Here is a 26,093-nt window from a genome sequence, read left to right as displayed (position 1 = left end):
GCCCCTGCCGGAGCCGACTGTTCCGACGTGGTGCCCTGTTCGGTGCGGGTGGCGGCTCCGGTCACGGGCGTGTCTCCTCGCTGCGCGGTGACGTGGTCGTCGGTCGCGGGTCGGGTGGCGGTGGGGGAGCGAGCTATCCAACCCACAGTATTTGCACAGCTACCAATGGTCACTGTCGACGACGCGCTGGTCCAGACCCCACGGCAGGGAAGATGGAGCGGATCCGGACGGGTCAGCTCACCCGGAAGCCGTCCTCCAGGTAGCGGGTGACGCCGTCGTCGCGCGCGGCGAGTGCCTCCGCGACCCGTCGGGCGAGCAGCGGGACCAGCCGCCCGTCGGCCTCCCGCCGGTCACACCACGACCAACTCCGCAGTTCGGCGGGCGGCAACACGATCAGGGCGGCCTGCGACGGGGTCAGCCGGCCCCCGTCGTAGACGAACATGACCCCCTCGGTCCTGGGGTGCCGCGGGGGGACCCAGTCCACGACGAGCAGCCGCCCCGGCTCGATGGCGAGCCCGAGCTCCTCACGGCACTCGCGGGCCGCCGTCCGGTGCGGAGACTCGTCCGCCTCGACGCACCCGCCGGGAATCTCCCACGACGTCTTGTACGCCGGCTCGACGAGGAGGACCCGGCCGGCGAGATCGGTCACGAGCAGGCCGGCGCCCATGCGCTTGCGGGGCAGCCCGGCCGTGAAGTCGGAACCCTCAGGCGGCATGACCGGACCCTAGGCGAAATCCGGTGCCGCGCGCGAGCGGCGGTACGGCACGCCGCCGCTCGCGCGGTGTGGCTCAGTGCCCGCTCACGCCGTCGGGGTAGGCAGGCGGGTCGGACCGTCCGCGGCCCGGAAGCGGCGGGCGGCGACGAAGCCGAAGGCGGTGGCGGTGAAGAACATCAGGATGCCGTAGATCGCCGGTGGCATACCGATGTCGGTGTTGTTGAGCAGGGCCGGGCTGAGTGCGATCGTGATGGCCAGGGTGGCGTTGTGGACGCCGATCTCGAACGACGACGCGACGGAATCCCGGTGCCCGACGCGCAGCAGGCGCGGCGCCGCGTACCCGATGGCCAGGCTGAGCAGGTTGAACAGCAGCGCGATGAGGCCGACCGCGCCGATGGTGGCGGCGAGTTCGTCCTTGACGCCGAGGACCGCGCCGACGATCACGACCATGAGGACCACGATGGAGAGGATCTTCACCGGTCGCTGCATGCGCTCGGCGAACGCGGGACGCCGCTGCCGGACGACCATGCCGATCGCGATCGGGATGAGCACCAGGGCGAACACCTGGAGCACCTTGTCGAACTGGAGGCCGAGCGAGCTGTCCGAGCCCATGAACGCGGCGACGGAGAGGTTGACGATCACCGGCAGCGTGAACAGGGCGAGTACCGAGTTGATGGCGGTCAGGGTGACGTTCAGCGCGACGTTGCCCTGGAACAGGTGGCTGAAGAGGCTGGCGGTGCTGCCGCCGGGGGAGGCGGCGAGCAGCATCATTCCGACGGCCAGCTCCGGGCGCAGGTCGGCGGCGAGCACCAGGCCCAGGCAGACGGCCGGCAGGACCAGCATCTGGCAGACCAGGGAGATGATCACGGCCCGGGGATAGGCGACGACGCGACGGAAGTCGGCGATGGTCAGGGTGAGGCCGAGGCCGAGCATGACGATGCCCAGCGCGATGGGGAAGAGCACGAGCGACAGACCGGTATTCACAGTGCTGGGCCTCCTGATCGCGGTACGCCAGGGATCACCGGAGCTTCACACCACGACGGGTGCGCCCGCATCTTGCAACGTGCGGAGACGACCGTCAATGGGCGTCGTCCACCGGCCGTGCCCCGGCGCCGGCCCCGGGCGACGGGGCCGACGCCACGACGCGGTCAGAAGGGCCACCGGTCTCGTGACCCCGCCTCGATGAGCGGAATCATCGCGAACGCGGCGTCGGAGAGGCCGCCGAACGTGTGCCGGTTGCCGGTCGCCGGCGCGTGCCCGACCCGGTATCCGGCCAGGTTCCAGGTGTACACCGGTATCCGCGCCGGCACGGCGGCCGTGACGTCTGCCGCGCCGTGCCAGTGCGCCTGCTCGTCGGTGAGGATGACCACCCGGTCGTGCCGGTCGTAGTGGTCGCGCACCGCCTTCTCGGTCTGGGTCCCGGCGCCGTAGAAGTAGCCACCCTCCTTGAACCGGCGCACCGCCGCCAGCACCGACTCACCGGCGACGGCCGGGAACACCGTGCTGGCGTTGGAGAACGACACCACCGTGGCGTCCCGCGCGCGGGCGGCCAGCGCGAGGCCGAACACGGTGGCCGCGTCCCAGCAGCGCAGCGTGCCGTCCTTGCTGAACGCGCTGTTCATCGACCCCGACGTGTCGATCAGAACCAGGGTCCGCCCGTCCAGGGCGGGCACGTGCGCCAGCGCCTGCTGCAACGCCCGCTCCAACGGGTACGCCCACCGCAGGCTCGGTGCCGCGTTGTACGCCGACAGGTACCGCATCGGCAGCACGCGCGACCGGGCGACCTCGCCCGGGTCGGCCAGCCTCGCCGCCACGGCCTCGGCGACGGTGTCGCTGACGCCGGCCCGGTCGAAGTTGCGCAGGTTGCGCAGCAGCGCCAGGTAGCCCATGGTCGGGATGATCGCCTCCCACGCTGCGGCGTCCATCGCGGTCTGCCGCCAGCCCGCGAGGGCCTCCCAGGTCATGCCGGCCGCGCCCAGCACCGCCGGGTCGGTGATCTCCACGCGCCGCTCGACCGGCAACGCCATGAGCTCGGCCCGCGCCGCCAGCATCGTGAGGGACCCGGGCAGCGGGTTGTCGCGCTTGTGCCGGCGGTCCAACGCGTGCCGGAAGAGGTCGCCCTGCCGCGCGTCCCGGGCCGTCGGGTGGGTCAGGTCGATGACGTCGCCGAACCGCACCGCGCTGCCGTCGGCGTCGTACTTGAGCAGGCTCCGCTCGTGGTACAGCCGCGTCACCGCGTCGGCGATGCCCCGCTTGACCGGCTTGGGCATCGCCCGGCCGTGGCGACCCAGCCAGTACGCGAGGGCCTCGCCCGGCTCGTCGGCCCGCTGCAACGCGGAGTCCACCACCGCCCGGGAACCGGGGATGCCGGCGGCGACCTGCGCGCGGGCACCCTCCAGGGCGGCCACGACGGATGCGGACCGCAGCATCGCGCCGGTACGCAGCCACCGCACGAAGCGCCCGAACCAGTCGGGGTCGGCGACGGCCACGGCGGCGACCAGCTCGCGGAACCGGGAGTCCCGGTCGGCGGCGCCCTCGTAGAAGGTGTCCTCGCCGACCATGTTCGACACGCCCAGCAGGAACAGCTCGGCCCGTGGCTCGCGGACGAAGCCGGTCGCGCCCTCGGCGGTGACGGGCAGCTTGGCGCGCCGCAGCTTGAGGTTGAACTTGGCCATCGCGTACCCCGTGTGGGTGGAGCGGAAGGCGCGACCGCACCGCACACCCGAGACCAGAAGTCGGCGACGGACCTGTCCGCCGCTCTGCCGCTTGAGCCAGCCGCCCGAAGGCGGCGGAGGACTCGAACCTCCAACCTGCGGATCCCTGAAGTAACCGTCACCTGCGCACCGGGCGTGCGGCGTGGTCGCGCCTCCCGAGATCGGAGCCGGCGACGGACGGCCTCTTCAACGGGGTGCGGGCACCCCTCCAAGATGTAACCGTCGCCTTCGCACCGGGAGGTGCGGGCACGACCGTAGCGGTGGCGCCGCCTCGGGGGCAACGAGGTTTGCCGCCCGGTGACCGGGGCCGGAAATGACGGCCACGCCGCGCACCCGAGACCAGAAGGTCGACGGCGGAAGGGCTATCGCTCTGCCAGCTGAGCTACCAGCCCCGGAAGGCTGGAGGGGACTCGAACCCCCGACCCATAGATGAAGTATCCGCTGTCTACGCACCGGGTACGCGGCGCGCGCACCTCCCGAGATCGAAGCGGCAACGGAGACTGGCCCTCGCGGGCCAAGGTGACCTGGGCTGCTGGTCGACACCGCATTTCGGCGGCGGCGGGATTCGCACCCGCGTCTCCCCGTTGGAAGCGGAAGTAGCCGTTGCCTGCGCACCGGGAGGTGCCGGCCGAAGGTAGGCGACCGGTGCGGAAGTGGGCAAGCCAGTTCACTGCCGCAGCCCCAGCGTGTCCTCCTGGGTGGCCCCCGGCAACCACCGGGCCAGCTCGCGGCGTAGCACACCCGGGCCTGGCGTCATGCCGGTGAGCGGCACCACGATCTCGTACGGGCGGCTCTGCCCGTACCCGGCCCACTGCCATCGCCTCATCGGTGGTCGGGTCCGTTCCGGATCGGCCGGCTCGACGTGCAGCGACGGCGTCAGGCGCCCGCGGATCTCGGCGCGCTCGACGTTCGACCAGTCGATCGCCAGGGTCGTGTCGCCGGGGCCCGACACCTCCAGTCGCTGGTCGTCGAGCCGCACCGGCAGGCGCGTCCGCTGGCTGCCTCTCGGTGGGGTTGGTAGCGGCGAGAAGTGGAAGACCGCGAGGTACGGCAGCAGCACCCACAGCCCGTCCCACCACAGCCGACCCCGCGCCAGGCTGACGAGGACCCCGATCACTGCGGCGGCGAGCAGCCCCAGGGTCGTCCTCCGGACCAGCCGGAGGGCCGACCGTCTGAACTCGACGGTGTGGCGTGCATCGGTGTAGGTCACTGTGGCCCCCTGCCCGGCCCGACGGGGTGACAAACAGCAGAAGGCCGCGACCGGTCGGTCCTATCCAGCGGGCGGGGCGGGTGCCGCCACGCTGCGGAGCAGCGGTCGCTGCGTACGTCGGCACGTAGCTTCGGTCGGTTGGATGTCCTACCGTCCTGATGGACTGTTCGGATGCGCGTCGAAGAACTCGAGGGCATCGCGGCGGCACTGGGCAGCAGGGTGGTGACGACATCCGTGTTGGCGGGCGGCTTCTCTCACGAGACGTGTCTGCTCACGCTTGCTGACGGCCAAGTCGTTGCCCGGTTCGGAGGAACGGACCCGGCGATCGAGGCCGGGGTCATGGCCGCCGCCCGTCGGCATGTGCCAGTTCCGGACGTCCTGTTGGTCACACCCGGTGAGGACGAGAGCGTGCGGCCGGCGATGGTCATCGAGTATGTGGACGGCGATGCTCTGAGCGGGGTGCTCGCCAAGGGTGATCTTGGTCAGGTGGAAGCGGGTGAGCTGGGGGCTGAGGTCGGAAGGGTCGTCGCGGAGGTCGCTGTGGTGGCGTTCGACCGACGAGGCTTCTTCGTCGACGCGGACCTCACCGTCAAGGAGGAAGACCCGTGGTCGCAGCAACTGGTTGAGGTCGTCGAGGCTTGTATGGCCGCGGTTCCCGAGGGCCGGCTCGACGGCGAGACGCGTCGTGCCTGGGCGGAGTTGTGCGCGGCTCACTCGTCGGCGCTGGAAGGCGTTGACGGTCACACCCGGCTGGTGCATGCCGACATCAACCCGAAGAACATCCTGGTCTCTCGCGTGGGCGGCGGTTGGCGGGTGGATGCGCTGCTCGACTGGGAGTTCAGCTACTCCGGTTGCCCGTATGGCGACGCCGCGAACATGGCCCGGTTCGGCGCCGACTATCCCGCCGGCTTCCTGGACGGCTTCCGCGCGGGATTCGCTGAGCAGCAGCCTGCGGACCTGCCCCTGGTCGAGGACTGGGCCTACGTGGGGCGGGTCCTGGACATGTTCGCGTTGAGTGACCTGGTGACTCGCCCGGTGGGGCACGCCGTTGCTGACCAGGCGGCCGAGCAGGTCCGGCGTTGGGTTGGGTGTGGCGTGCCGGACAGGGTGTGACGTGTGCCTGGTCGTACACCAGGCGGTCGAACGGGGACAGCAGCGCGGTACGGCCGCTGAGGGGGCGCGAGCCGGCAGGGCCGGTCGAGGCGGTGTGCCCCGGCCGACCCTGCCGGCGTCCGCGTCGAGGGGATCAGACGCGGGACCACTTCTGGTTGGCGTCGCCCGTGCAGTCCCACAGTTGGAGCTTGCCCCCGTTGCTGGGGTTGCGGTCCCGTACGTCGACGCAGCGGTTGGCGCTGAGGTTGACCAGGTCACCGGCGGCGTTGAGCGTGAAGCGTTGCGCCGGGTTGCCGTTGCAGGTGACGAGGTTGACCTCGGTGCCGTTCGCCGTGCCGGCCCAGGCCGGGTCCATGCACTTGCCCATCGCCCGGATCGTGCCGTCGGAGGCGAACGTCCAGGCCTGCGCGGCGGTGCCGTTGCAGTCCCAGATCTGGAGCTTGGCCCCGTCGACCGGGTTGGCGCTCGGGATGTCGATGCACCGACCGCTCAGCGCGCCCCGGATGGCGTTGGTGCCGGTCGGCGGGTTGCCGCCCGAGGTGTAGCCCGAGACGCGTACGTAGTCCACGAGCATCTGCTGCGGGAACTGCGTGGAGGCGTCGGGGTAGCCCGGCCAGTTCCCGCCCACCGCCACGTTGAGGATCATGAAGAACGGGTGGTCGAACACCCAGCGGTTGCCGCCCAGCCGACCCGGATCGACCCGGTGGAACTCGACGCCGTCGAGGTACCAGATGATGGAGTTCGGTTCCCAGTCCACCCGGTAGGTGTGGAAGGTGTCGGCGAGTGGCTGGCCGATGGTGCGGCTGCCGGTGATGCCGCCGCCACCCGAGTAGCCCGGGCCGTGGATGGTGCCGTAGACGGTGTTCGGCTCCCGGCCGATGTTCTCCATGATGTCGATCTCGCCCGCGTTCGGCCAGCCCACGCCGCCCATGTCGTTGCCGAGCATCCAGAACGCCGGCCAGATGCCCTGACCGCGCGGGATCTTGATGCGGGCCTCGAAGCGGCCGTACGCCTGGGTGAACGTGGCCGCCGTCAGCAGCCGGGCAGAGGTGTACTCGCACCGGCCGTAGTGGCACTGGTAGTTGGCGGGGTTCTCGCGGCGGGCGGTGATCACCAGGTTGCCCTGGCCGTCGTGCACGGCGTTGCTCGTGCTGTTGGTGTAGTACTGCCGCTCGTTGTTGCCCCAGCCGCCGCCGCCGATGTCGAAGCGCCACTTGCTCTGGTCGACGGGCGTGCCGGCGGAGGCGTTGAACTCGTCCTGCCAGGTGATCCCCCCGATGGCGGCCTGCGCCGGTTCGGGGTGGACCGGCACGGAGAGGGCTGTGGTGGCGGCGATGATCGCGGTCGCGGCGAGGGCGAGCGCCCACGGCCGGCGACGGGTACGGACTCTGAACATGTGGGACCTCCTTGGAGGATGCCGGCGCGATGTCTCGCGCGGACGATCGGCCGTTCGGCGTGGGCGCGACGGCGGACGGGTGCCGGTCAGCCGCGACGCCACTTCTGGTTGGCGGCGCCGAGGCAGTCCCACAGGTGCAGGCGGGCGCCGTCGGAGTTGTTCCACTCCTTGATGTCGACGCACTTGTTGGCCTGCGGGTTGACCAGGTCACCGGCGGCCGAGAGGACGAACTGCTGGGCCGGGTTGCCGCTGCAGTTGGCGATCTGGATGACCGCGCCGTTGGCGGTGGACCCCCACGCCACGTCCATGCACTTGTTGTTCTGGGTGCGCAGCGTGCCGCCGGTGAAGGTCCACGACTGCGCGCCGGTGCCGTTGCAGGTCCAGGTCTGCAGGGGCACGCCGTCGGAGAAGTTGGAGTTCGGCACGTCGATGCAGCGGTTGTTCCAGTTGCTGATCAGCCGGCTTCCGCCGCCGCCACCGGTGGTCACCAGGGACAGCCCGTAGACGCCGAGGATCTCGTTGACCGGCTGGAACCAGGTCGTGCCGCCCGTGGAGCAGTTGCCGGAACCGCCGGAGGTGACGCCCTGGGCCTGGTTGCCGGAGATCCAGGCCCCGCCGGAGTCGCCGCCCTCGGCGCAGGCGTTGCTGCGGGTCAGGCCCGACACCGCACCCTGCGGGTAGTTGACCGTCTCGTTGCGACCCAGGATGGTCCCGCAGCGCCAGCCGGTCGTACGCCCGGAGCGGCAGACCGAACTGCCGATCGCCGCGTCCTGCGAGCCGGCGACCGTCACGTTGCCTCCGGCGTAGTTGTTCACCCAGGGCTGCGGCGTCCAGGAGCCGTTGGTGCGTACCCACCCGTAGTCGTTGCCGGGGAACGACGACCCCGCGAACGTGCCCTGGGAGACGTTGTTGAAGCCGAGGGTCGGGCTGCCGACGCCCCCGCAGTGGCCTGCGGTGACGAAGCCGCCGACGACCGCGAAGCCGACCGAGCAGAGGGTGTTGCCGTTGATCACGTACTGGTCGCCGCCGCGGATGTCGTAGAGCGGGCGGGGCGCGTCGGTCGCGGTGACGACCCGGATCGCGTCCGCGGGCACGCCGCTGGCCTTGGCGTACGCGATGGCCTTGTCGGCGGCGCCCGGCCGGACCGTCACGACCACGCTGTTGCGGGCGACGTCGACGTGCCAGCCGCGGACGTCGCGCGGGTCGGCGGCGGCGGTGCGCCGGTCGAGGGCGCGCTTGACCGCGTCGAGGGTGCGCTCGCTGCGGGCGACGACCGTGACGTCGGCGCCCTCGGCGCGGACGTCCGTGGCGAGGGCCGCATCCGTGACGGCGACGGTGAGGCGCTGCCCGCCGGGCGGGATCCACGCGCCGGCGAACGCCGGGCCGAGCTTTGCCCGCAGGCGCCGCTCGACCACCGGCGCCGCGGCCTCGGTGCGCAGTCGTTCGTCGACCTGGGTGGGGGTGAGGCCGAGGTCGCGGCGCATCGCCTCGACCAGGGCGGGGCTGGGCCCGGCAGTGGCCGCCTCGGCGCGGTCCGGGGCGGCGGGGGACGTGTCGCTGGCGTGGCCCGCCGCCGGGGTCAGGCCGAGGAGCAGCAGGCCGGCGGCGGCGGGGACGAGCATGCGCAGTCTTCGAGACAAGAGGGTTCCTCCCGGTGCGGCGGGGGTGGCAGACGGATCAAGAGAGCGCTCTCTGAAAGAAGTCTGTCGATATCTCGACACATCTGTCAAGAAGGTTGCCAGTTGTGGCCCGCACGTCGCCCTCGGCGACGGCCGGTGCGCGCCCGCGCCGGGCCCGGCGGTGGGCGGCGGGGGCGTCGAAGCGGCGTCGGATCAGGCGGGGGAGAGCAGGCCGCGCGCCGCCTGGACCTGGTCGACGGCCCGGCGGAGCGCGGCCACGATCCGGTCCTCGCCGGCGGCGCCCAGCCGGGCCACCGGCACCGACAGGCTGATCGCGTCGGTGGCCGGCGCCGCCAGGGGTACGGCCGTCGCGAAGCAGACGATGCCTTCGGTGTTCTCCTCGCGGTCCACCGCGTAGCCGTGCTCCCGGACGGCGGCCAGCTCGGCGCGCAGCGCGTCGGGGTCGGTGACGGTGTGCGGGGTGAGCGCGGGCAGCGGCCAGGTCAGCAGCCCGTCGAGCGCGTCGTCCGGGCGCTCGGCGAGCAGCGCCTTGCCCAGGGCGGTGGCGTGGGCCGGCAGTTGCCGGCCGATCGCGCTGTAGAGCCGCAGCGGGTGCACCGACTCGCGCTTGGCGAGGTAGACGATGTGCGCGCCGTCCAGGCGTCCCAGGTGGACGGTCTCGCCGAACTGCCGCGACAGGTCGTCGAGCACCCCGCCGAGCAGGCCCACGGTGTCGTCGCTGGTGAGGTACGCGGCACCGACCTGGAGCGCGCGTACCCCGAGCCCGAAGCGGGTGCCGGTCGGGTCGCTCTCGACCCAGCCGCGCTGGGCCATGGTGCGCAGGATGCCGTGCAGGCTGCTCTTCGGGATGTCCAGCGCGCGGGCCAGGTCGACCAGCGAGCGCCGCTGCGGCGAGGCGGCCAGCGCCTCCAGCACCTCCAGCGTCCGGGTGGAGGACTTCACGGGCTGGAACCCGCCGGGCAGCGTCATGGGCGCCACTCTAGCGGGGTTGACAGGCCGGGCGGCAGCGCTAGGGTCACATATGTGACTGGCGTACAGAATGATGAACAGAGACCTGCGGTCGTGGCGACCGTCGGCGCGGCCCGGATCCTGCCGGTCGTCGTGCTCGACGACGCCCGCGACGCCGCCCCGTTGGCCGAGGCGCTGGTGCGCGGCGGGCTGCCCTGCGCCGAGGTGACCTTCCGCACCGACGCCGCGGCCGAGTCGATCCGCGTCATGTCCGAGCGGGGCGACCTGCTCGTCGGCGCCGGCACCGTGCTGACCCCGGCCCAGGTCGACCGGGCCGTCGAGGCGGGCGCCCGGTTCGTTGTCACCCCCGGGTTCTCCCCGGCGGTCGTCCGGCGCTGCCAGGAGGCGGGCGTGCCCGTCTTCCCCGGCGTCGCCACCGGCACCGAGATCCAGATGGCCCTCGACGCCGGGCTCGACACGGTCAAGTTCTTCCCCGCCGAGCAGCTCGGCGGCGTCGCGATGATCAAGGCGCTCGCCGCGCCGTACCGCTCGGTGCGGTTCGTCCCGACCGGCGGGGTCAACACCGCCAACCTCGCCGACTACCTGGCCCTGCCCGCCGTCCTGGCCGTCGGCGGCACCTGGATGGTCGCCCCCGACCTGATCGCCGCCGGGCGTTGGGACGAGGTCGCCGCCCGCACCGCCGCGGCCGTCGAGGCCGCCCGATCGACCGTGGAGGCCTGAGCCGTGCTGTCCATCCGTCCGGCCGGCGAGTGCCGGTACGACCTGGTCTCCCTCGGCGAGATCATGCTGCGGCTCGACCCGGGCGAGGGCCGGGTCCGCACGGCCCGCACCTTCCGGGCCTGGGAGGGCGGCGGCGAGTACAACGTGGCACGCGGCCTGCGCCGCTGCTTCGGGCTGCGGACCGCCGTGGTCACCGCGTTCGCCGACAACGAGGTGGGCCGGCTGCTGGAGGACCTCGTGCTCCAGGGCGGGGTGGACACCTCACTGGTGACCTGGCTGCCCTACGACGGGGTCGGCCGCGCCGTGCGCAACGGGCTCAACTTCACCGAGCGCGGCTTCGGCGTCCGGGGCGCCGTCGGCACCTCCGACCGTGGCCACAGCGCCGCCAGCCAGCTCCGGCCCGACCAGGTGGACTGGGACCACCTGTTCGGCACGCTGGGGGTGCGGTGGCTGCACACCGGCGGCATCTACGCCGCCCTCTCCGAGACCACCCCGGAGACGATGGAGGCGGCGATGGCCGCCGCGGCCCGGCACGGCACCGTCGTGTCGTATGACCTGAACTACCGGCCCAGCCTCTGGAAGGCGGTCGGCGGGCAGGCCCGCGCGCAGGAGGTCAACCGCCGGCTGGCCCGGTACGTCGACGTGATGATCGGCAACGAGGAGGACTTCACCGCCTCGTTGGGCTTCGAGGTGCCCGACACGGACGCGTCGCTGTCGGAGCTGGAGGTGGCCAACTTCCAGCGGATGATCGAGGCGGCCACCAAGGAGTACGACAACTTCAAGGTCGTCGCCACCACCCTGCGTACGGTGCGCACCGCCACCGTCAACGACTGGGGCGCGATCGCCTGGGCCGACGGGCGGTTCGTCGAGGCGACCCACCGGCCCGGCCTGGAGATCATGGACCGCGTCGGCGGGGGCGACAGCTTCGCCTCCGGCCTCATCTACGGGCTGCTGGAGAAGGGTGACCTGGCCACGGCCGTCGAGTACGGTGCGGCGCACGGCGCGCTGGCGATGACCACGCCCGGCGACACCTCGATGGCCAGCCTCCGGGAGGTCGAGGCGCTCGTCCGGGGCGCCGGCGCGCGCGTGCAGCGCTGACCCGCCGACGGCCGACCGGCTCGGGAGCGGCGCGGCTCCCGGGCCCCGGCGGCGGTCCGCAGTGCACGACGCGGCCGGCCGGCGGCCAGCACCCACGGCGGGGCCGTCACCGGCTGCCCGTCCCGCTCACTCCCCGGTGAAGTGCGGTTCGCGCCGGTCGAGGAAGGCCCGGACCGCCTCGTCGTGGTCCCGGGTCTGGTGCGCCAGCGCCTGCATGGCGGCGGAGAGCTCCAGCACGCTGTCGAGGCTCTGGTGCTGGGCCTCGCGCAGCAGCTTCTTGGCCATCCGTACGGCGTGCGGAGGGTTCGCGGCCACCCGGTCGGCCAGCCGGCGCGCCTCGGTGAGCAGTTCCTCGTGCGGCACGACCCGGGAGACCAGCCCCCACTCCAGGGCGGTGGCGGCGTCGACCCGGTCCCCGGTCAGCGTCATCTCGGCGGCCCGGGCGGCACCGACGGCACGGGGCAGCAGCCAGGCGCCGCCGTCGCCGGGGATGATGCCGAGCTTGACGAAGCTCTCCGCGAAGAACGCCCGCTCCGAGGCGATCCGCAGGTCGCACATGAGCGCCAGGTCGCAGCCGGCGCCGACGGCCGCTCCGTTCACCGCAGCGATCAGCGGCACGTCGCACGCGTACATCGCCCGGGGGATCCGCTGGATGCCGCGACGGTAGCCGTCGCGCAGCTCGTGCGGGGCGCCGCCGAAGAGGCCGACCCGGTCCGCCATGTCCTTGACGTTGCCGCCGGCGGAGAAGGCGCTGCCGGCGCCGGTGAGGATGACCGCCCGGACCCCCCGGTCGGCGTTGACCGCGTCGACCCGGGCCACCAACGCGTCGATCACGTCGTCGCCGGAGATGGGGTTGCGGGCCTCCGGCAGGTTGATCGTCCACGTCTCCACGGGACCGTCCCGCTCGACGAGAACCGGGTCGTCCACGCGTGTCTCCTCGGTGTGCCGCTGATCTGGTCTGCCCCGAAACCAACCACACGCCGGCCCGGCCGGCAAGGCGGGGTGCCCCGAACGGCTCTGCGCCACGGCGGGCGGACAGCCGCCGTCGGCGATGCGGGCGCCGGTCCTTCGACGTATTGAGATGCCCGTACCCGCAATGGCATGATCCTCGCTCCATACACGATCATGAGCGGGGCGGATCTCGACAGGTGCCAGCAACGGAGGAACCTTCCGCACGTCCGCTCCGTCTCGTCATCGCCGCGCACGCCGTGTCCACGTACGGCAGCTTCCTGAACATGGTGGCGCTGGGGCTGTTCACCCTGGAGATCACGGGCTCCGCCGTGTCCACCGGGATCTTCATGGCGGTCCGCCTGTGCGCCGGCGTCCTGATGGGGCTGGTCGCCGGCACGCTGGTCAGCCGGTACGCGCGGGCCAGGCTCATGATCGGCGGCGACCTGCTGTCGGCCGGTGCGCTGGTGCTGCTGGTCGCGATGCCGTCCGCCGCGCAACCGACCATGCTGCACGCGCTGGCCGTGCTCCTCGGCGGAAGTCAGACGCTGTGGGTGGTCGCGCTGCGCAGCGGGTTGCCCGCGCTGGTCGGCCCGGACGACCTGGCCCGGGCCAACGCGAACCTGGTAGCGGCCCGCTCGGTGGCCATGCTGCTGGGCTTCGGCAGCGCGGGGATCCTCGTGACCCTGTTCGGCTACCACGCCGCGTTCCTGCTCGACGCCACCTCGTTCGTGGTGTCCGCACTGCTGCTCTCCGCGGTCCGCGCCTGGCGCGTGGTGGGCCGCCCCGCCGGGCCGCCCACCAAGGGCTCCCGCCGCGGGGCGGGGCTCCGGCGCCTCCTGCCCTCGGTCGCCCCCGTGATCCTGGCCATGATCGCGGTGCGGTCCGTCGACGCGTTCGGGTCCGCCTCCCACAACGTGGGCCTGCCGGTGTACGCGAACCTGGCCTGGCCCGACGCCCCCGCCGCGTTCGCCGCCCTGTTCACCACGCCCTGGGCGGTCGGCAGTCTCGTCGCCGGCCGGTGGTACGCCCGGCGGGCCGCCGGCACCTCCCGCCCGGGATCGCCGAGGGCCTTCGGCGTCGCCACCTGCGCGATGTCGCTGCTGTTCGTGCTCGCCTTCGCGGGGCCCCCGATCTGGCTGGTGGCCGTCCTGGCGCTGGCCGCCGGCATGGCGGACGGCTACGCCGAGATCAGCTACACCACCCGGTTGCAGACCGTCGAGCCCTCCCGTCTGCCGCAACTCATGGGCCTGGCCAGCACCGCGCAGAACGCGGGGTTCGGCATCGGCATGATCGTCAGTGCCTTCGCGCTCGACCGCCTGACGCCCCTGTCGGTGGTCGCGCTGGCGCACGGCCTGGCGCTCGCCGCCGCCGGTGCCTTCCTCATCTCCCACGCCCGCACGCCGGCGCACCGTCCGCACCGACAGAGAACGCAAGAAGTCGAGGTAGCACCGTGAAGTCGACGTCCGCCGATCGCCCCGCTGCCGTCAGCCACGGCGGGGACCTGCCCGGCCCCGTCGACCATCCCCGGACCTTGGGCGAGGCGCTGCTGCGGGCGGCCCGGAACCACCCGGACGCGGGCATCCGGATCGTGGGTCCCGACGGGCGCGAGGAGTTCCTCGACCACGGGCGGCTGCTCGCCGGGGCGCGCGCGGCGCTGCCCGGTCTGCGGGCCCACGGCCTGGGGCGGGGGTCCCACGTCGTCCTGAGGATCACCTCGGGCGAGCAGTACTGGCCGACCTTCTTCGGCTGCGTCCTCGGCGGGATCGTGCCGCTCACCGTCGGCGCGCCCACCGGGTACGACGCGGACAACCCCACCGCCGCCGCCCTCGTGCACGCCTGGCGGGTGCTGGGGGAGCCCGTGGTGCTGGCCGGGCCGGAGGACCTGGACGTGCTGGCCCGGCTGCCGCTGCGGGACCGGGTGGTCGCGGTGCCGGAGCTGACCGCGACGACCGCTCCCGACGGCCCCGCCCCTTCCGTACCGGAGCCGGAGGCGACGGACACCGACCCCGGGTCAGTGGCGCTGCTGCAGCTCTCCTCGGGCAGCACCGGCCGGCCGAAGGTGATCCCGTTGACGCACCGAGGGCTCTCGGAATATGCCGTCGGGGCCCGGACGATGCTCGACATCGGCCCGCGGGACGTCCTGCTCAACTGGCTTCCCCTGGACCACGTCGCCGGCCTGCTGCTCTACCACCTCGGCGGCGTCTTCCTCGGCGCCACGTCCGTCCACGTCGCCACCGAGTGGGTGCTCGACGATCCGCTGCGGTGGTTGGAGCTGATGCGGCGGCACCGGGTCACGCACAGTTGGGCGCCGAACTTCGGCCTGCGGCTGGTGGCCGACGCGGTCGCCCGGGCCCCCGGTGAACCGTGGGACCTCGGCGGCGTACGCCGCATGGTCAGCGGCGGGGAGCAGTGCCTGCCGGAGACCTTCGAAGCGTTCGTCGCCGCCACCGGGGTGCCGGCGGAGGCGATGACGCCGGCCTGGGGCATGTCGGAGACCAGCACGGGAATCACCTTCGCCTCCTTCGCCGAGCCCGGCACCCGCCTCCGGATCCGTACGGCGAGCCTGGGCGGCGACCTGGAGTACGCCGAGGACGACGACCCGGCCGACGTCACCGAGTTCCTCTCCGTCGGGCCGCCCGCGCCCGGTGCCACCCTGCGGATCGTCGACGCCGCCGGCGCGGTGCTTCCCGAGGGCCGCATCGGCCGGCTCCAGGTCTCGTCGGCGCGGGTCACGCCCGGGTACCTCGCCGACCCGGAGGCGAACCGCCTGGCCTTCCCCGACGGCGACGGCTGGCTGGAGACCGGCGACCTCGCCTTCATGCGGGACGGTCGGATCGCCATCACCGGCCGGGCGAAGGACATGATCATCCTCAACGGGCACAACCTGCCCTGCCACGAGGTCGAGCAGGTGGCGGGGGAGGTGGCCGGGGTACGGCGCGGCCTGGTGGCCGCCGTCGGCGTACCGGAGCCCCGCACCGGCACCGAGTCGCTGGTGATCTTCTACGTGCCCGACGACGACGCACCCGCGACGGGGGTGGCCGAGGCGGTGCGGGCGGCGGTGGCCCGACGCTGGCAGGTCGTACCCGAGCGGGTGCTGTCGCTCCCCGCGGAGCAGTTCCCGCGTACCACCGGGGGGAAGATCCGGCGCGCGGAGCTGGTCCGGCGCTGCCTGGCCGACCGGTCGCCGCACCGGCCGCACGACAGGCGGCGGGCGACCACCGACCCCGCCGGGGCCACGGCGGCGCGCGCGGCCGGACCGGGCAGGGCGGAGGTACGCGCCCTGCTGACCGGCATCCTCGGCGACCTGACGGGTGGCCAGGTCGACCCGGCGCGTCCGTTCTACGAACTCGGCATCGGCTCGGTCGAGATCGTCCGTCTCCGGGCCCGCCTGGAGCGGGCACTGGAGCGCCCGGTTTCACAGCCGGTGCTCTTCGCCCACCCGACGGTCGACGCGCTCAGCGCGCACCTCGCCGCCCCGGCGGCCACGCCCACGGCGGAGCCCGTCGGCGGGCCGGTACGGGACCGGCGGATCGCGGTGATCGGCATGGCGGTCCGGTTCCCCGGAGCGCGCACGGTCGACGAGTACTGGGCGAACCTGACCGCCGGGGTGGAGAGCGTGCGTGCCTTCACACCGGACGAACTCGTCGCGGCGGGAATCCCACGCGACACCGTCGACGCCCCCGACCTCGTGGCGGCCAGCGGGGTCCTCGACGACGACGTCGCCGGCTTCGACGCGGGCTTCTTCTCGATCAGCGCCCGGGAGGCGGAGCTGCTCGACCCGCAGCACCGGCTGTTCCTGGAGACCTGTCACCACGCGTTGGAGGATGCCGGGCACCCGGGCGACACGTGGGGGCTGCGGACCGGCCTCTACGCCGGCAGCGGAATGAACCTCTATCCGCACCACACCTATCTCCGCCAGCTCGGCCACCGGACGGGGCCCGCCGATCCGGCCGACTCGATCGGCGTCGCCCTCGGCAACCAGCCGGACTTCCTGGCCACCCGGGTGGCGTACCGGCTGGGGCTGACCGGGCCGGCGATCAACGTGCAGAACGCCTGCTCGACCTCGCTCGTGGCGGTGCACCTGGCGGTGCGGGCGCTGCTCGACGGCGAGGTCGACCAGGCGGTCGCGGGCGCCGTGGCCGTGCACGTGCCGCAGGTGACGGGTCACCGGCACACCCCGGGATCGATCCTGTCGGCGAGCGGTCGGTGCCGGCCCTTCGACGCCGACGCGGACGGAACGGTCGGCGGCAACGGCGTCGCCGCCGTGGTGCTGAAGCCGCTCGACCGGGCCCTCGCCGACGGCGACACCGTGCACGCCGTGATCATCGGCTCGGCCGTGAACAACGACGGTGCCGGCAAGGTGGGCTTCACGGCACCCGGAGTGGCCGGGCAGGTCGACGTCGCCCGGCGGGCGCTGGCCGCCGCGCGCGTCCCGGCGGAGTCGATCGGGTACGTCGAGGCACACGGTACGGGCACGGCCCTGGGCGACCCGGTGGAGCACCACGCCCTCGCCGAGGTGTACGCGGGCGGTCGACCGTTCCTCGGCTCGGTCAAGGCGAACATCGGTCACCTGGACAGTTGCGCGGGCATGGCCGGCCTGATCAAGACGATCCTGACCGTGCGTTCCGGCCGGGTCGCCCCACAGATCAACTTCCGCCGGCCGAATCCGGCGATCGACCTCGCCGCCGGCCCTTTCACGGTGACCACCCGTGGCACGCGGTGGCCAGCGGACCTGCGGCCGCGCCGGGCGGCCGTCAGCGCGTTGGGGGTGGGCGGCACCAACGCCCACGTGATCGTCGAGGAGCCGCCCCCGGCGGACCGACGCCGGTCGGACGAGCCACCGGCCCACCCCGCGCCGGGACTGCTGCCCCTGTCGGCGGCCGACCCGTCGGCGCTGGTGGAGCTGGCCGCCCGCCACCGCGACCTGCTCCGCGAGGACCCCGGGCCGGCGTTGGCCGACGTGGTCACCAGCGCCGGGCGGCGCAGACGCCACCTCCGGCACCGCCTGGTCGCGCTCGGCACCTCCGCCGCCGAGCTGGCCGACGGCCTCCACCGGTACGTCGAGGCGGGCGTGGCGGGAAACGTGCTGACCGGCCGGGCGGAGCCGGAGAGCGTCACTCCGGTCGCGCTGGCCTTTCCCGGGCAGGGCGACCGTCGCTGCGTCGTCCTCGATCTCGCCGAGCGGTTCCCGGTCGCGCGGGACGTGTTGGCCGAGGGGGCCGACGCGTACCGCCGAGTGACCGGTGGCGACCTCGTCGCCCGGCTGCGGGAACACCCCGTCGGAACGGGTCGCCCGACGGACGTGGCGCAGCCGGCGCTGGTGGTCACCGCGGTGGCGTTCGCCGAGCTGTGGCGGTCGTGGGGGCTCACGCCGGACGTCGTCCTCGGGCACAGCGTCGGCGAGTACGCCGCACTGGTCGTGGCCGGTGCGCTGTCCCTGGGCGACGCGGTCGGGCTGGCCGCGCACCGGGGCGCCCTGATGCGCGACGCGCTGCCACCCGGCGCGATGTGCGCGGTCCTGGCCGACGAAGCGACGGTCGATGAGCTGCTGCGTGGGTCGACGGCGGAGATCGCCGCCCGCAACGGCGCGGAGCACCACGTGCTCGCGGGTTCCCCGGATGCCCTGGCGGCGGTCGTCCGGGAAGCCGAACGGCACGGCGTGGCGACCCGCCCGCTCCCGGTCGACCGGGCGTTCCACTCGACCGGCGTGGACGCGGTCCTCGACCGGCTCCGCCGGATGATCGGGGAGGTGCAGCTCGCACCGACCCGCCTGCCCCTGATCAGCAGCCTGGACGGCCGGGTACGCCCACCCGGCTGGCTGCCGGACGCCGACCACCTGTGCCGGCAGGCGCGCGAGCCGGTCGCCTGGAGCGCCGCCGTGGCCACCCTCGCCGAGCAGGGCGTGCGATCGGTCGTCGAGGCGGGCGCGGACGGGGCGCTGACCAGCATCGCCCGCGGCACGGGATCCGACCTGCGGTGGGTGCCGTCGCAACGTCGTGGCACCCCACCGGTCGACGGGCTGTGGCGCGCCGTCGCGGAGTTGCACGTGGCGGGGTTCCCGGTCGACTGGGCCGCGCTGACCGCCGACTGCGGTGGCCGAGCCGTGCCACTGCCGGCCTATCCGTTCCAGCGCCGGCGGTTCTGGGTCTCCGCGCCCGGGGCGACCGACATCTCCGCCGCGACCGACACCTCTGCCGCGACCGACGTCCGGGTTGCGGCCGACACCTCCAACGCGACCGACGGCCGGGTCGCGACCGGCACCTCCGCCGCGACCGACGTCCGGGTTGCGGCCGGCGGGTCTGCCGCGAGCGGCGCGGCTGGGTCGTCGGCGACCGCCGAGCCGGGGCCGCCCCGGCCGCCGGCCGGGCACGACGTCGGGGCCGAGCAGGTGCTCGCGCGCATCCGGACGCTGACGGCCGAGCGGCTCGGACTGGACGTGGGAGAGGTCGATCCGGACGAGACCTTCCTCGACCTCGGTGCCGACTCGCTGCTCCTGATCACCATGGCCCGGGAGATCGACCACGCGTTCGGGGTACGGGTTCCCGTCCGGGACCTGTTCGCCGCCGTGGACACCCCCCGCCGGCTCGCCGAGGCGGTGACGCGCGGCGCCTCGGCCGGCGTGCTCCCTCCGGCTGCCCCGCCGGCCGGTCCGACGACCGCGTCGCCCTCCGTCCCTGTCGCGCCGGTTCCCGTGCCCGCCGGGCCGGTTCCCGTGCCCGTCGCTTCGGCGGCACCGGCCGTCCCGGGCGACGCCCCCCGGGACGTACCGGCCGACCTCGTCACGATCGTGCACCGCCAGCTGGACCTGATGCGCGACCAGCTCGCTCTTCTCGGCGCCGCCACCGGCGCCGGCGGCAACGGCGCCACCGCCACCGGCGCCAACGCCAGCACCAGTGGCGGCGCGGCCGTCGTCCCCGAGCCGTCGACGCGGCCGGCGCCGGCCGCGTCGGTGGCCGGCACGCAGGACACCGTCGACTTCAGCCTGTACTTCTTCGGCGACTACCCCGACTCGGCCCGGGACGACGCCTACGGAACCATCATCGAGGCCGCCGAGTTCGCCGACACCCACGACTTCCACGCGGTGTGGTTGCCCGAACGGCACTTCCACTCCTTCGGCGGGCTCTTTCCCAACCCGTCGGTGCTCGCCGCGGCCCTCGCGACGCGGACCCGCCGGCTGCGCCTCAACGCCGGCTCGGTGGTGCTGCCCCTGCACCATCCCGTCCGGGTCGCCGAGGAATGGTCCATGGTGGACAACCTCTCCGGGGGGCGGGTCGGGCTGGGGTGCGCGCCCGGATGGCACGCCAACGACTTCGTCTTCTACCCGGACAACTACCGTCGCCACAAGCAGGTGATGTACGACAATCTCGACACCGTACGGCGGCTCTGGCGCGGCGAGGCGATCACCGCGCGGTCGGGCAGCGGCGAAGACGTCGACATCCGACTGTTCCCCCGCCCGGTGCAGGCGGAACCGCCGACCTTCACGGCGATCGTCGGCAACCCGGACAGCTACCGGGAGGCGGCCCGCCGCGGCCTCGGCGTGGTCACCAACCTGATGACCCAGGACGTCGCGCGGCTGGCCGAGAACGTCGCGCTGTACCGGCGTACCCGGGCCGAACACGGTCTCGATCCCGCTGCGGGGCGGGTGGTGGTGCTGCTGCACACCTTCCTCGGCGACGACGCCGAGCAGGCGCGGGCCATGGCGTTCGAGCCGTTCTGTGCCTACCTGCGCTCCTCGTTCAGCCTGCTCGGCCAGGTGGTCAACAGCCTGGGCATGAACGTCGACCTCGCCGACACCCCCGACGAGGACGTCCGGTTCGTGTTGTCCCGTGCCTACCAGCGGTACTGCGAGCAGCGGGCCCTGATCGGCTCGCCGGAGAGTTGCCGGCCGGTGCTCGACGCGGTTCTCGACGCCGGCGCCGACGAGATCGCCTGCTTCGTCGACTTCGGCCTGCCGGCGGGGGCCGTGCGGGACGGCCTGCCGGCCATCGACGCGCTGCGGCGGGCCACGCCCCGTCGACCGGCCCCGGCTGCGGCCCCGGCCCCGGCTGCGGCCCCGGCTGCGGCCCCGGCCCCGGCTGTGGCCCCCGCCCCGGCTGCGGCCACGGCTTCGGTGGTCGTCGGGACGGCGGTGCCGGAGGCCGTCGGGATCGCCGCGCCACCGACCGTCGAGATCGCTCCGTTGACGCCCGGCCAGCGGCGGCTGTGGCTGGTCGAGCAGGCGTACCCGGGCACCCCGGCCTACACGGAGGGCGCGGCCGTGCGGCTGTGCGGCGCGCTCGACACGGCGGCGCTGCGCGGAGCGTTGCAGGACGTCGTGGACCGGCACGCACCACTGCGGACGACCTACCGCGAGGTCGACGGGCAACCCTGCCAGGTGGTCCGGCCGACGGCGACGGTCGACCTGCCGGTGCGGGAGCATGCCGGTGCCGACGAGGACGCCGTGGTGCGGGCCGCGATGGCCCGGGAGAGCGCGCGGGTGTTCGACCTCGTCGAGGGGCCGGTCTTCGCGTTCGAGCTGCTGCGCTTCTCCCCGACACACCACGTGCTGGTGATGTCGTTCCACCACCTGGCCACCGACGGCGGCTCGTACGCGGTCCTGACCCGCGAGGTCGGCGCGTGCTACCGGGCCCGGTCGACCGGTACGACGGCCGCGCTGCCCCCGCTGCCGGTCACCTACCCGGAGCTGGCCAGGGCGCGTGCCCGGTCGGCCCGGGACGGCGTGGACAAGAGCCTGGCGTACTGGCTCGACCTGCTCGATCCGCTGCCGCCCACCCTCGTGCTGCCCTCGGACCGGCAGCGACCGGCCACCGTCTCGGCCGCCGGTGAGAGTCTCCTCGTGGAGATCCCGGTGGAGTTGACCGAACGGGTCCGGCAGCTCAGCCGCGTCGAGCGGGTCACCCCGTTCACCACGCTGCTCAGCGCGATCGGCGTGGCGCTGTTCCGGTTCAGCGGCCAACCGGACCTGGTGATCGGCACCGGCATGAGCGGCCGCGACGAGGATTCCGAGGACCTGATCGGGTTCTTCGTCGACACCATGCCGCTGCGGCTGGACCTCGCCGGTGACCCCACCTTCCGGGAGCTGCTCGCTCGGGTCCAGTACCGCTCGGCGGACGGGTACGAACACGCGGGCGTGCCCTTCGACGACCTCGTCAGCGCGCTCGCCCCGAACCGGGAGGCCGGCCGCCACCCGCTCTTCGACGTGGTCGTGGAGTACGAGCGCGGCGCCCCGGCGTTCCTGTTCGACCTGCCGGGGGTCACCGCCGAGCCGATCCCGGTGGGCCTGGACAAGGCCCCGGTCGACCTGGTCGTCTACCTGTCCCACGGCGACACCGTGCGCTGCCACGTCGAGTACCGGACCGACGTGCTCGACCGGGCGACGGTGCGTCGCCTGCTGGACTACGTCGAGCGGCTGCTCGACCGGGCGACCCGGGAGCCCGACGAGCCGCTGTCGGGCCTGGCGGCGTACCTGGACGACTCCGCCGACCGCCTGCACGGGCCGCGGACACCCGTCGGCGACGCCCGGCTGCACGAGTTGTTCCTGCGGCAGGCGGCCCGCACCCCGGACGCCGTGGCGGTCGTGTGCGGGACGACCCGGTGGACGTACCGCGAACTGCGCGAGCGGGCCGACCTGCTCGCCCGCCGGATCGCCGCCGCCGGCGTCGGGCCCGACGACCTCGTCGCGGTGCTCCTGCCGCGCCGACCGGAGCTGATCGCCGCCCAGCTCGCCGTGCTGATCGCCGGCGCGGGCTTCCTCCCCCTCGACCCGGGGCTGCCCGCCGCCCGGGTGGCCACCCTGTTCGCCGACAGCGGCGCCCGGCTGCTGGTCACCACGAAGGACGTGGACGCGCCGACGGACGCGGTCTGCCTGCGGGTCGAGGATCCCGGTGACCCGGACCTGCCAGCCCCGGGCCGGGTGCCGACGGCGGAGCAGGTGGCCTGGTGCGTCCACACGTCCGGCTCGACCGGCCGGCCGAAGGGCGTCCTGGTGCCGCACCGGGCCGCCGTGGACGCCATCGACTGGCACGTGCGGGCCCTGGCCCTCACCGGAGCCGACACCGTCGGCCACGCGCTCGGGCTCGCCTTCGACGCGAACCTCGCCGAGATCCATCCGGCGCTCGCCGCCGGCGCCACCGTGCATCTCGTACCGGAGGAGGCGCGGAGCGACCCTGCGGCCCTCGTCGAGGAGTGGTCCCGCGGCGGCGTCACGGTGGCCTTCCTGCCGGCGCCGCTCGCCGAGCTGGTCTTCGCCCTTCCGATGCCCGCGCACGCCCCGCGCACGCTCGTCGTGGGCGGCAGCCAGCTCCGGCGCCGACCGCCCGCCGGCTTCCCGGCCGAGGTGATCAACGCCTACGGTCCGACCGAGTGCAGCATCGTCGCCACGGCGGGTCCGGTGCGGGCGGACGTTCCGGGGCCGGTCGACATCGGCACCCCCGTCGACAACCATCGGCTGTACCTGCTGGACGAGCGCGGTGTGCCGGTGCCACGGGGGGCGGTGGGGGAGCTGTACGTCGGCGGGGCCGGCGTGGCCCGGGGCTACCTCGACCGACCCGCGGCGACCGCCGCCGCCTTCCTGCCCGATCCTGGCCTGCCCGGGGCACGGGTCTACCGGACCGGGGACCTGGTCCGGGAACGGGGCGACGGGACCCTCGAGTTCGTCGGCCGCGTGGACGACCAGGTCAAGATCGCCGGACAGCGGACGGAGCCCGGCGAGGCCGCTGCGGAGCTGGCCATGCTGCCCGGGGTACGCCAGGCCACCGTCATCGCGCGGCACGACCGGGGCGACGAGCCGTACCTCGCCGCGTACGTCGTGGCGGACGACGACGGGGAACCGGCGGCGACCCGCGCGGAGCGACTCGCCGCGGTGCTCGCCGAGCGCCTGCCCGCACACCTCGTGCCCCGGGCCTGGGTGCTGCTGGACACCCTGCCCACCACGGACAACGGCAAGGTGGACCGGTCGCGGCTGCCGGCGCCCGCCGTGACGGGCGCCGCCGACCGGCCCCGCACCGCCATGGAGCAGCTCGTCCACGACTCCTGGTGCGCCGAGCTCGGGGTGGCCCGGCTGCCGGTGGACGTCCCCTTCTTCGCCGCGGGCGGTCACTCCCTGGCGGCCGTACGGTTGGCGAACCGGCTGACGGACCTGCTGGGCCTGACGGTCGGCACGCACCGGGTGCTGCGCAGCCCGGGCATCCGGGCGATGGCGCGGGACCTGGCGACCGCGGACGGCGGGTCCGAGGTCGTGGACCGGGCGCCGGCGACCTACCCGCAGGAACTGATGTGGCATCGCCAGCGGCAGGCCCCCGACCCGCCGGCCGTGCACATGGCGGTACGGGTGACCCTCGCCGGTCGGCTCGACGTGCCGGCCCTGCAACGGGCGGTCGACGGCCTGGTCGCCCGGCACGAGGCGCTGCGCACCCGCCTGGTGGAACGCGCCGGTGAGCTGGTCCAGGAGGTGCTCCCGGCCCGGCCGGGGACGCTGCCGGTGTGCGACCTCGCCGCCGACGAGGTCGAGCAGTGGTGCGTGCGGACCGGCCGCGAGCCCTTCCCGGAGGACACGGGACCATGGCTGCGGGCCCGGCTGGCGCGGCTGGACGAAGACGCGTGGGTGCTGATGCTGGTCGTGCACCATCTCTGTGGTGACGGCTGGTCGATGCTCCAACTGCTCGACGAGCTGGGAAGGGGCTACGCCGCGGAGACCGGCCAGGGTGCGGCCCCCGCCGCGCCCACGGCACGCTACGTCGACCACGCGCGCCGGCAACGGGCGACCGCCGTCCCGCCGGACGTCCTGCGGTACTGGCGGGACCAGCTCGCCGGAGCACCCCGCGCGGTGTCGTTCCCGGCCGACCGCCCACGGCCGGCGCGGCCGTCCGGCCGGGGCAGCGAGTTCGCCTTCGACGTCCCGGCCGAGCTGACCGACCGCCTGACCGGCCTCGCCGAGCGCTGCGGCACGACCCTGTTCCCGGTCCTGGCCAGCGGGTACGCGCTGCTCGTACGCGAACTCACCGGCACGCGTGACGTGGTCCTCGCCTGCCCGTACGCCCACCGCGACCACCGCGAGGACGAGTCGGTCGTGGGCCTGTTCACCAGCCCGCTGCTGATGCGGCCCCCGCTGGCGCGCGCGGCGTCCTTCGCGGAGCTGACGGCGGGCACCGACCGGGTGTTCCTCGACGCGCTCCGGCACCAGCCGGCGCCCCTGGCCGAGGTGTACGCGGCCGTCGACCCGCACTGGCGGGTCGGCATGCCGCCACCGGTCGCCACGACGCTGTTCGGCTGGAATCCGGGGATGCCGGAGGTGCGGCTGCCGGGGCTCGTGGCGCACGTCACCGACCAGGGGCTCGGCTGCGCCCGCCGGGACTACGCCACGGTCTTCACCCCGCACGAGGGCGGCCTGCGGGGCGTCGTGGAGTACTCCACGGACCTGTTCGACCGGTCCACGGTGGCGGCCTGGTGCGACCGCTTCGTCGCCATTCTCGTCGCGGCCGTCGACGAGGAGCCGGGGCAGGTCGCGGCGCGGACTATGGTCGGATCATGACCTCGGGCACCGGCAACTCCGACGACTGGACCACGCCCGGAACGTTCGAGGTCGCCCCCGGCGTCCACCGCGTGCCGCTGCCGCTGCCGAACGACGGCCTGCGCGCGGTGAACGTGTACGTCCTGCGCGACGACGACGGTCTCGTGCTCGTCGACTCCGGGTGGGCGATCGCCGAGGCGCGCTCCGCGCTCGACGCGGCACTCAAGGAGCTGGACTGCTCGCTGGGGGACGTGCGCCGGTTCCTCGTCACGCACGTGCACCGGGACCACTACACGCAGGCCGTGCACCTGCGCCGCGAGTACGGCATGCGGGTGAGCCTCGGCGCCGGCGAACGCGACAGTTTGGCGGCGTCCATGACGCCGCACCGGAATCCGCTCGCCGAGCAGCTCGGCCGCCTGCGGCTGCTGGGCGCCGGCGAGCTGGCCGACACCCTGGCGAGGCTGACCGGGACGCGGCTGAGCACCGAGGACTGGGAACTGCCGGACGACTGGTTCCACGACGGTCAGCAGATCAGGCACGGCGAGCGCACCCTGCACGTCGTCGAGACGCCGGGCCACACGCGCGGGCACGTCGTCTTCCACGACACCGGCTCGCACCTGTTGTTCGCCGGTGACCACGTGCTGCCCACCATCACCCCCTCGATCGGCTTCGAGGCCGCACTCTCGGCGAACCCGCTCGGCGACTTCCTGGCATCGCTCGCGCTGGTGCGCCGGCGACCGGACGCGCGGCTGCTCCCGGCGCACGGGCCGGTGACCCCCAGCGTGCACGCGCGGGTCGACGAACTCGTCGCGCACCACGGCGCGCGGCTCGACGAGACGGAGGCCGCCGTGGCCCGGGGGGCGAGTTCGGCGTACGAGGTCGCCGCACGGCTGCGCTGGACCCGGCGGGAGCACAGGCTGGCCGACCTCGACGTGTTCAACGCGATGCTCGCCGTCACCGAGACCGCGGCGCACCTGGAACTCCTGGTCGCCCAGGGCCGCCTGACCCGGTCCGACGTCGACGGGCTGCGCCGCTACGCCACCGCCTGACCCGCCGGGC

Annotated in this window: 14 protein-coding genes; 6 read left to right on the top strand and 8 right to left on the bottom strand. The window is 73.8% G+C overall.

Annotated features, from left to right (window positions below; all coding sequences use genetic code 11):
* Positions 1-232: 232 nt before the first annotated feature.
* The 4 genes from ACLQ20_RS24115 to ACLQ20_RS24100 form a co-directional block, all read right to left on the bottom strand.
* The gene (locus ACLQ20_RS24115) at positions 233-715 is read right to left on the bottom strand and encodes an NUDIX domain-containing protein (protein WP_425857746.1); all 483 of its coding nucleotides are present in this window, start codon (positions 713-715) and stop codon (positions 233-235) included.
* An 84-nt stretch (positions 716-799) separates the two neighbouring features.
* Complete coding sequence (locus ACLQ20_RS24110; protein WP_425857745.1) at positions 800-1,699, bottom strand: bile acid:sodium symporter family protein; 900 nt, start codon at positions 1,697-1,699, stop codon at positions 800-802.
* 164 nt (positions 1,700-1,863) lie between these two features.
* Complete coding sequence (locus ACLQ20_RS24105; protein ID WP_425857744.1) at positions 1,864-3,390, bottom strand: TROVE domain-containing protein; 1,527 nt, start codon at positions 3,388-3,390, stop codon at positions 1,864-1,866.
* Positions 3,391-4,096: 706 nt separating this feature from the next.
* The gene (locus ACLQ20_RS24100; protein WP_425857743.1) at positions 4,097-4,639 is read right to left on the bottom strand and encodes a hypothetical protein; all 543 of its coding nucleotides are present in this window, start codon (positions 4,637-4,639) and stop codon (positions 4,097-4,099) included.
* A gap of 171 nt (positions 4,640-4,810) precedes the next feature.
* Here ACLQ20_RS24100 and ACLQ20_RS24095 point away from each other — a divergent pair, with 171 nt between their 5' ends.
* Entirely contained in the window at positions 4,811-5,752 is a 942-nt protein-coding gene (locus ACLQ20_RS24095) for a phosphotransferase (protein ID WP_425857742.1), read from the top strand.
* Between the two features lie 133 nt (positions 5,753-5,885).
* Here ACLQ20_RS24095 and ACLQ20_RS24090 read toward each other — a convergent pair whose 3' ends face one another.
* From ACLQ20_RS24090 to ACLQ20_RS24080, 3 genes are all read right to left on the bottom strand, one after another.
* Positions 5,886-7,148 carry a ricin-type beta-trefoil lectin domain protein gene (locus ACLQ20_RS24090; RefSeq protein ID WP_425857741.1) on the bottom strand — a complete coding sequence of 421 codons (1,263 nt, stop codon included), beginning with the start codon at positions 7,146-7,148 and terminating at the stop codon, positions 5,886-5,888.
* An 86-nt stretch (positions 7,149-7,234) separates the two neighbouring features.
* A complete protein-coding gene (locus ACLQ20_RS24085) occupies positions 7,235-8,788 on the bottom strand; it encodes a ricin-type beta-trefoil lectin domain protein (protein ID WP_327031035.1) in 1,554 nt (517 codons plus the stop codon).
* A 192-nt stretch (positions 8,789-8,980) separates the two neighbouring features.
* Positions 8,981-9,757 carry an IclR family transcriptional regulator gene (locus tag ACLQ20_RS24080; protein ID WP_225852366.1) on the bottom strand — a complete coding sequence of 259 codons (777 nt, stop codon included), beginning with the start codon at positions 9,755-9,757 and terminating at the stop codon, positions 8,981-8,983.
* Positions 9,758-9,850: 93 nt separating this feature from the next.
* Here ACLQ20_RS24080 and eda point away from each other — a divergent pair, with 93 nt between their 5' ends.
* On the top strand, positions 9,851-10,477 hold the full coding sequence (gene eda, locus ACLQ20_RS24075) for a bifunctional 4-hydroxy-2-oxoglutarate aldolase/2-dehydro-3-deoxy-phosphogluconate aldolase (protein WP_225852365.1): 627 nt from the start codon (positions 9,851-9,853) through the stop codon (positions 10,475-10,477).
* Between the two features lie 3 nt (positions 10,478-10,480).
* Positions 10,481-11,575 carry a sugar kinase gene (locus ACLQ20_RS24070; RefSeq protein ID WP_151456148.1) on the top strand — a complete coding sequence of 365 codons (1,095 nt, stop codon included), beginning with the start codon at positions 10,481-10,483 and terminating at the stop codon, positions 11,573-11,575.
* Between the two features lie 126 nt (positions 11,576-11,701).
* On the opposite strand, the gene ACLQ20_RS24065 is transcribed toward ACLQ20_RS24070, so the two are convergent.
* Positions 11,702-12,502, bottom strand: a complete 801-nt coding sequence (locus ACLQ20_RS24065; RefSeq protein WP_358119124.1) for a crotonase/enoyl-CoA hydratase family protein — start codon at positions 12,500-12,502, stop codon at positions 11,702-11,704.
* Between the two features lie 221 nt (positions 12,503-12,723).
* Here ACLQ20_RS24065 and ACLQ20_RS24060 point away from each other — a divergent pair, with 221 nt between their 5' ends.
* The 3 genes from ACLQ20_RS24060 to ACLQ20_RS24050 are packed head-to-tail and all read left to right on the top strand — an operon-like array spanning position 12,724 to position 26,083.
* Positions 12,724-13,980, top strand: coding sequence for an MFS transporter (locus tag ACLQ20_RS24060; protein WP_425857740.1), 1,257 nt, complete (start codon positions 12,724-12,726; stop codon positions 13,978-13,980).
* Positions 13,977-25,055: a MupA/Atu3671 family FMN-dependent luciferase-like monooxygenase gene (locus ACLQ20_RS24055; RefSeq protein ID WP_425857739.1), complete on the top strand. Its 11,079-nt coding sequence runs from the start codon at positions 13,977-13,979 to the stop codon at positions 25,053-25,055. Before ACLQ20_RS24060 ends, ACLQ20_RS24055 begins: the two co-directional genes overlap by 4 nt.
* On the top strand, positions 25,052-26,083 hold the full coding sequence (locus ACLQ20_RS24050) for an MBL fold metallo-hydrolase (protein ID WP_425857738.1): 1,032 nt from the start codon (positions 25,052-25,054) through the stop codon (positions 26,081-26,083). Before ACLQ20_RS24055 ends, ACLQ20_RS24050 begins: the two co-directional genes overlap by 4 nt.
* Positions 26,084-26,093 lie beyond the last annotated feature (10 nt).

Source organism: Micromonospora sp. DT46 (assembly GCF_049841735.1).
GTDB lineage: Bacteria > Actinomycetota > Actinomycetes > Mycobacteriales > Micromonosporaceae > Micromonospora > Micromonospora reichwaldensis.
Note: the sequence above shows the minus strand (reverse complement) of the source record. Positions and strands in the feature narration are given on the sequence as shown.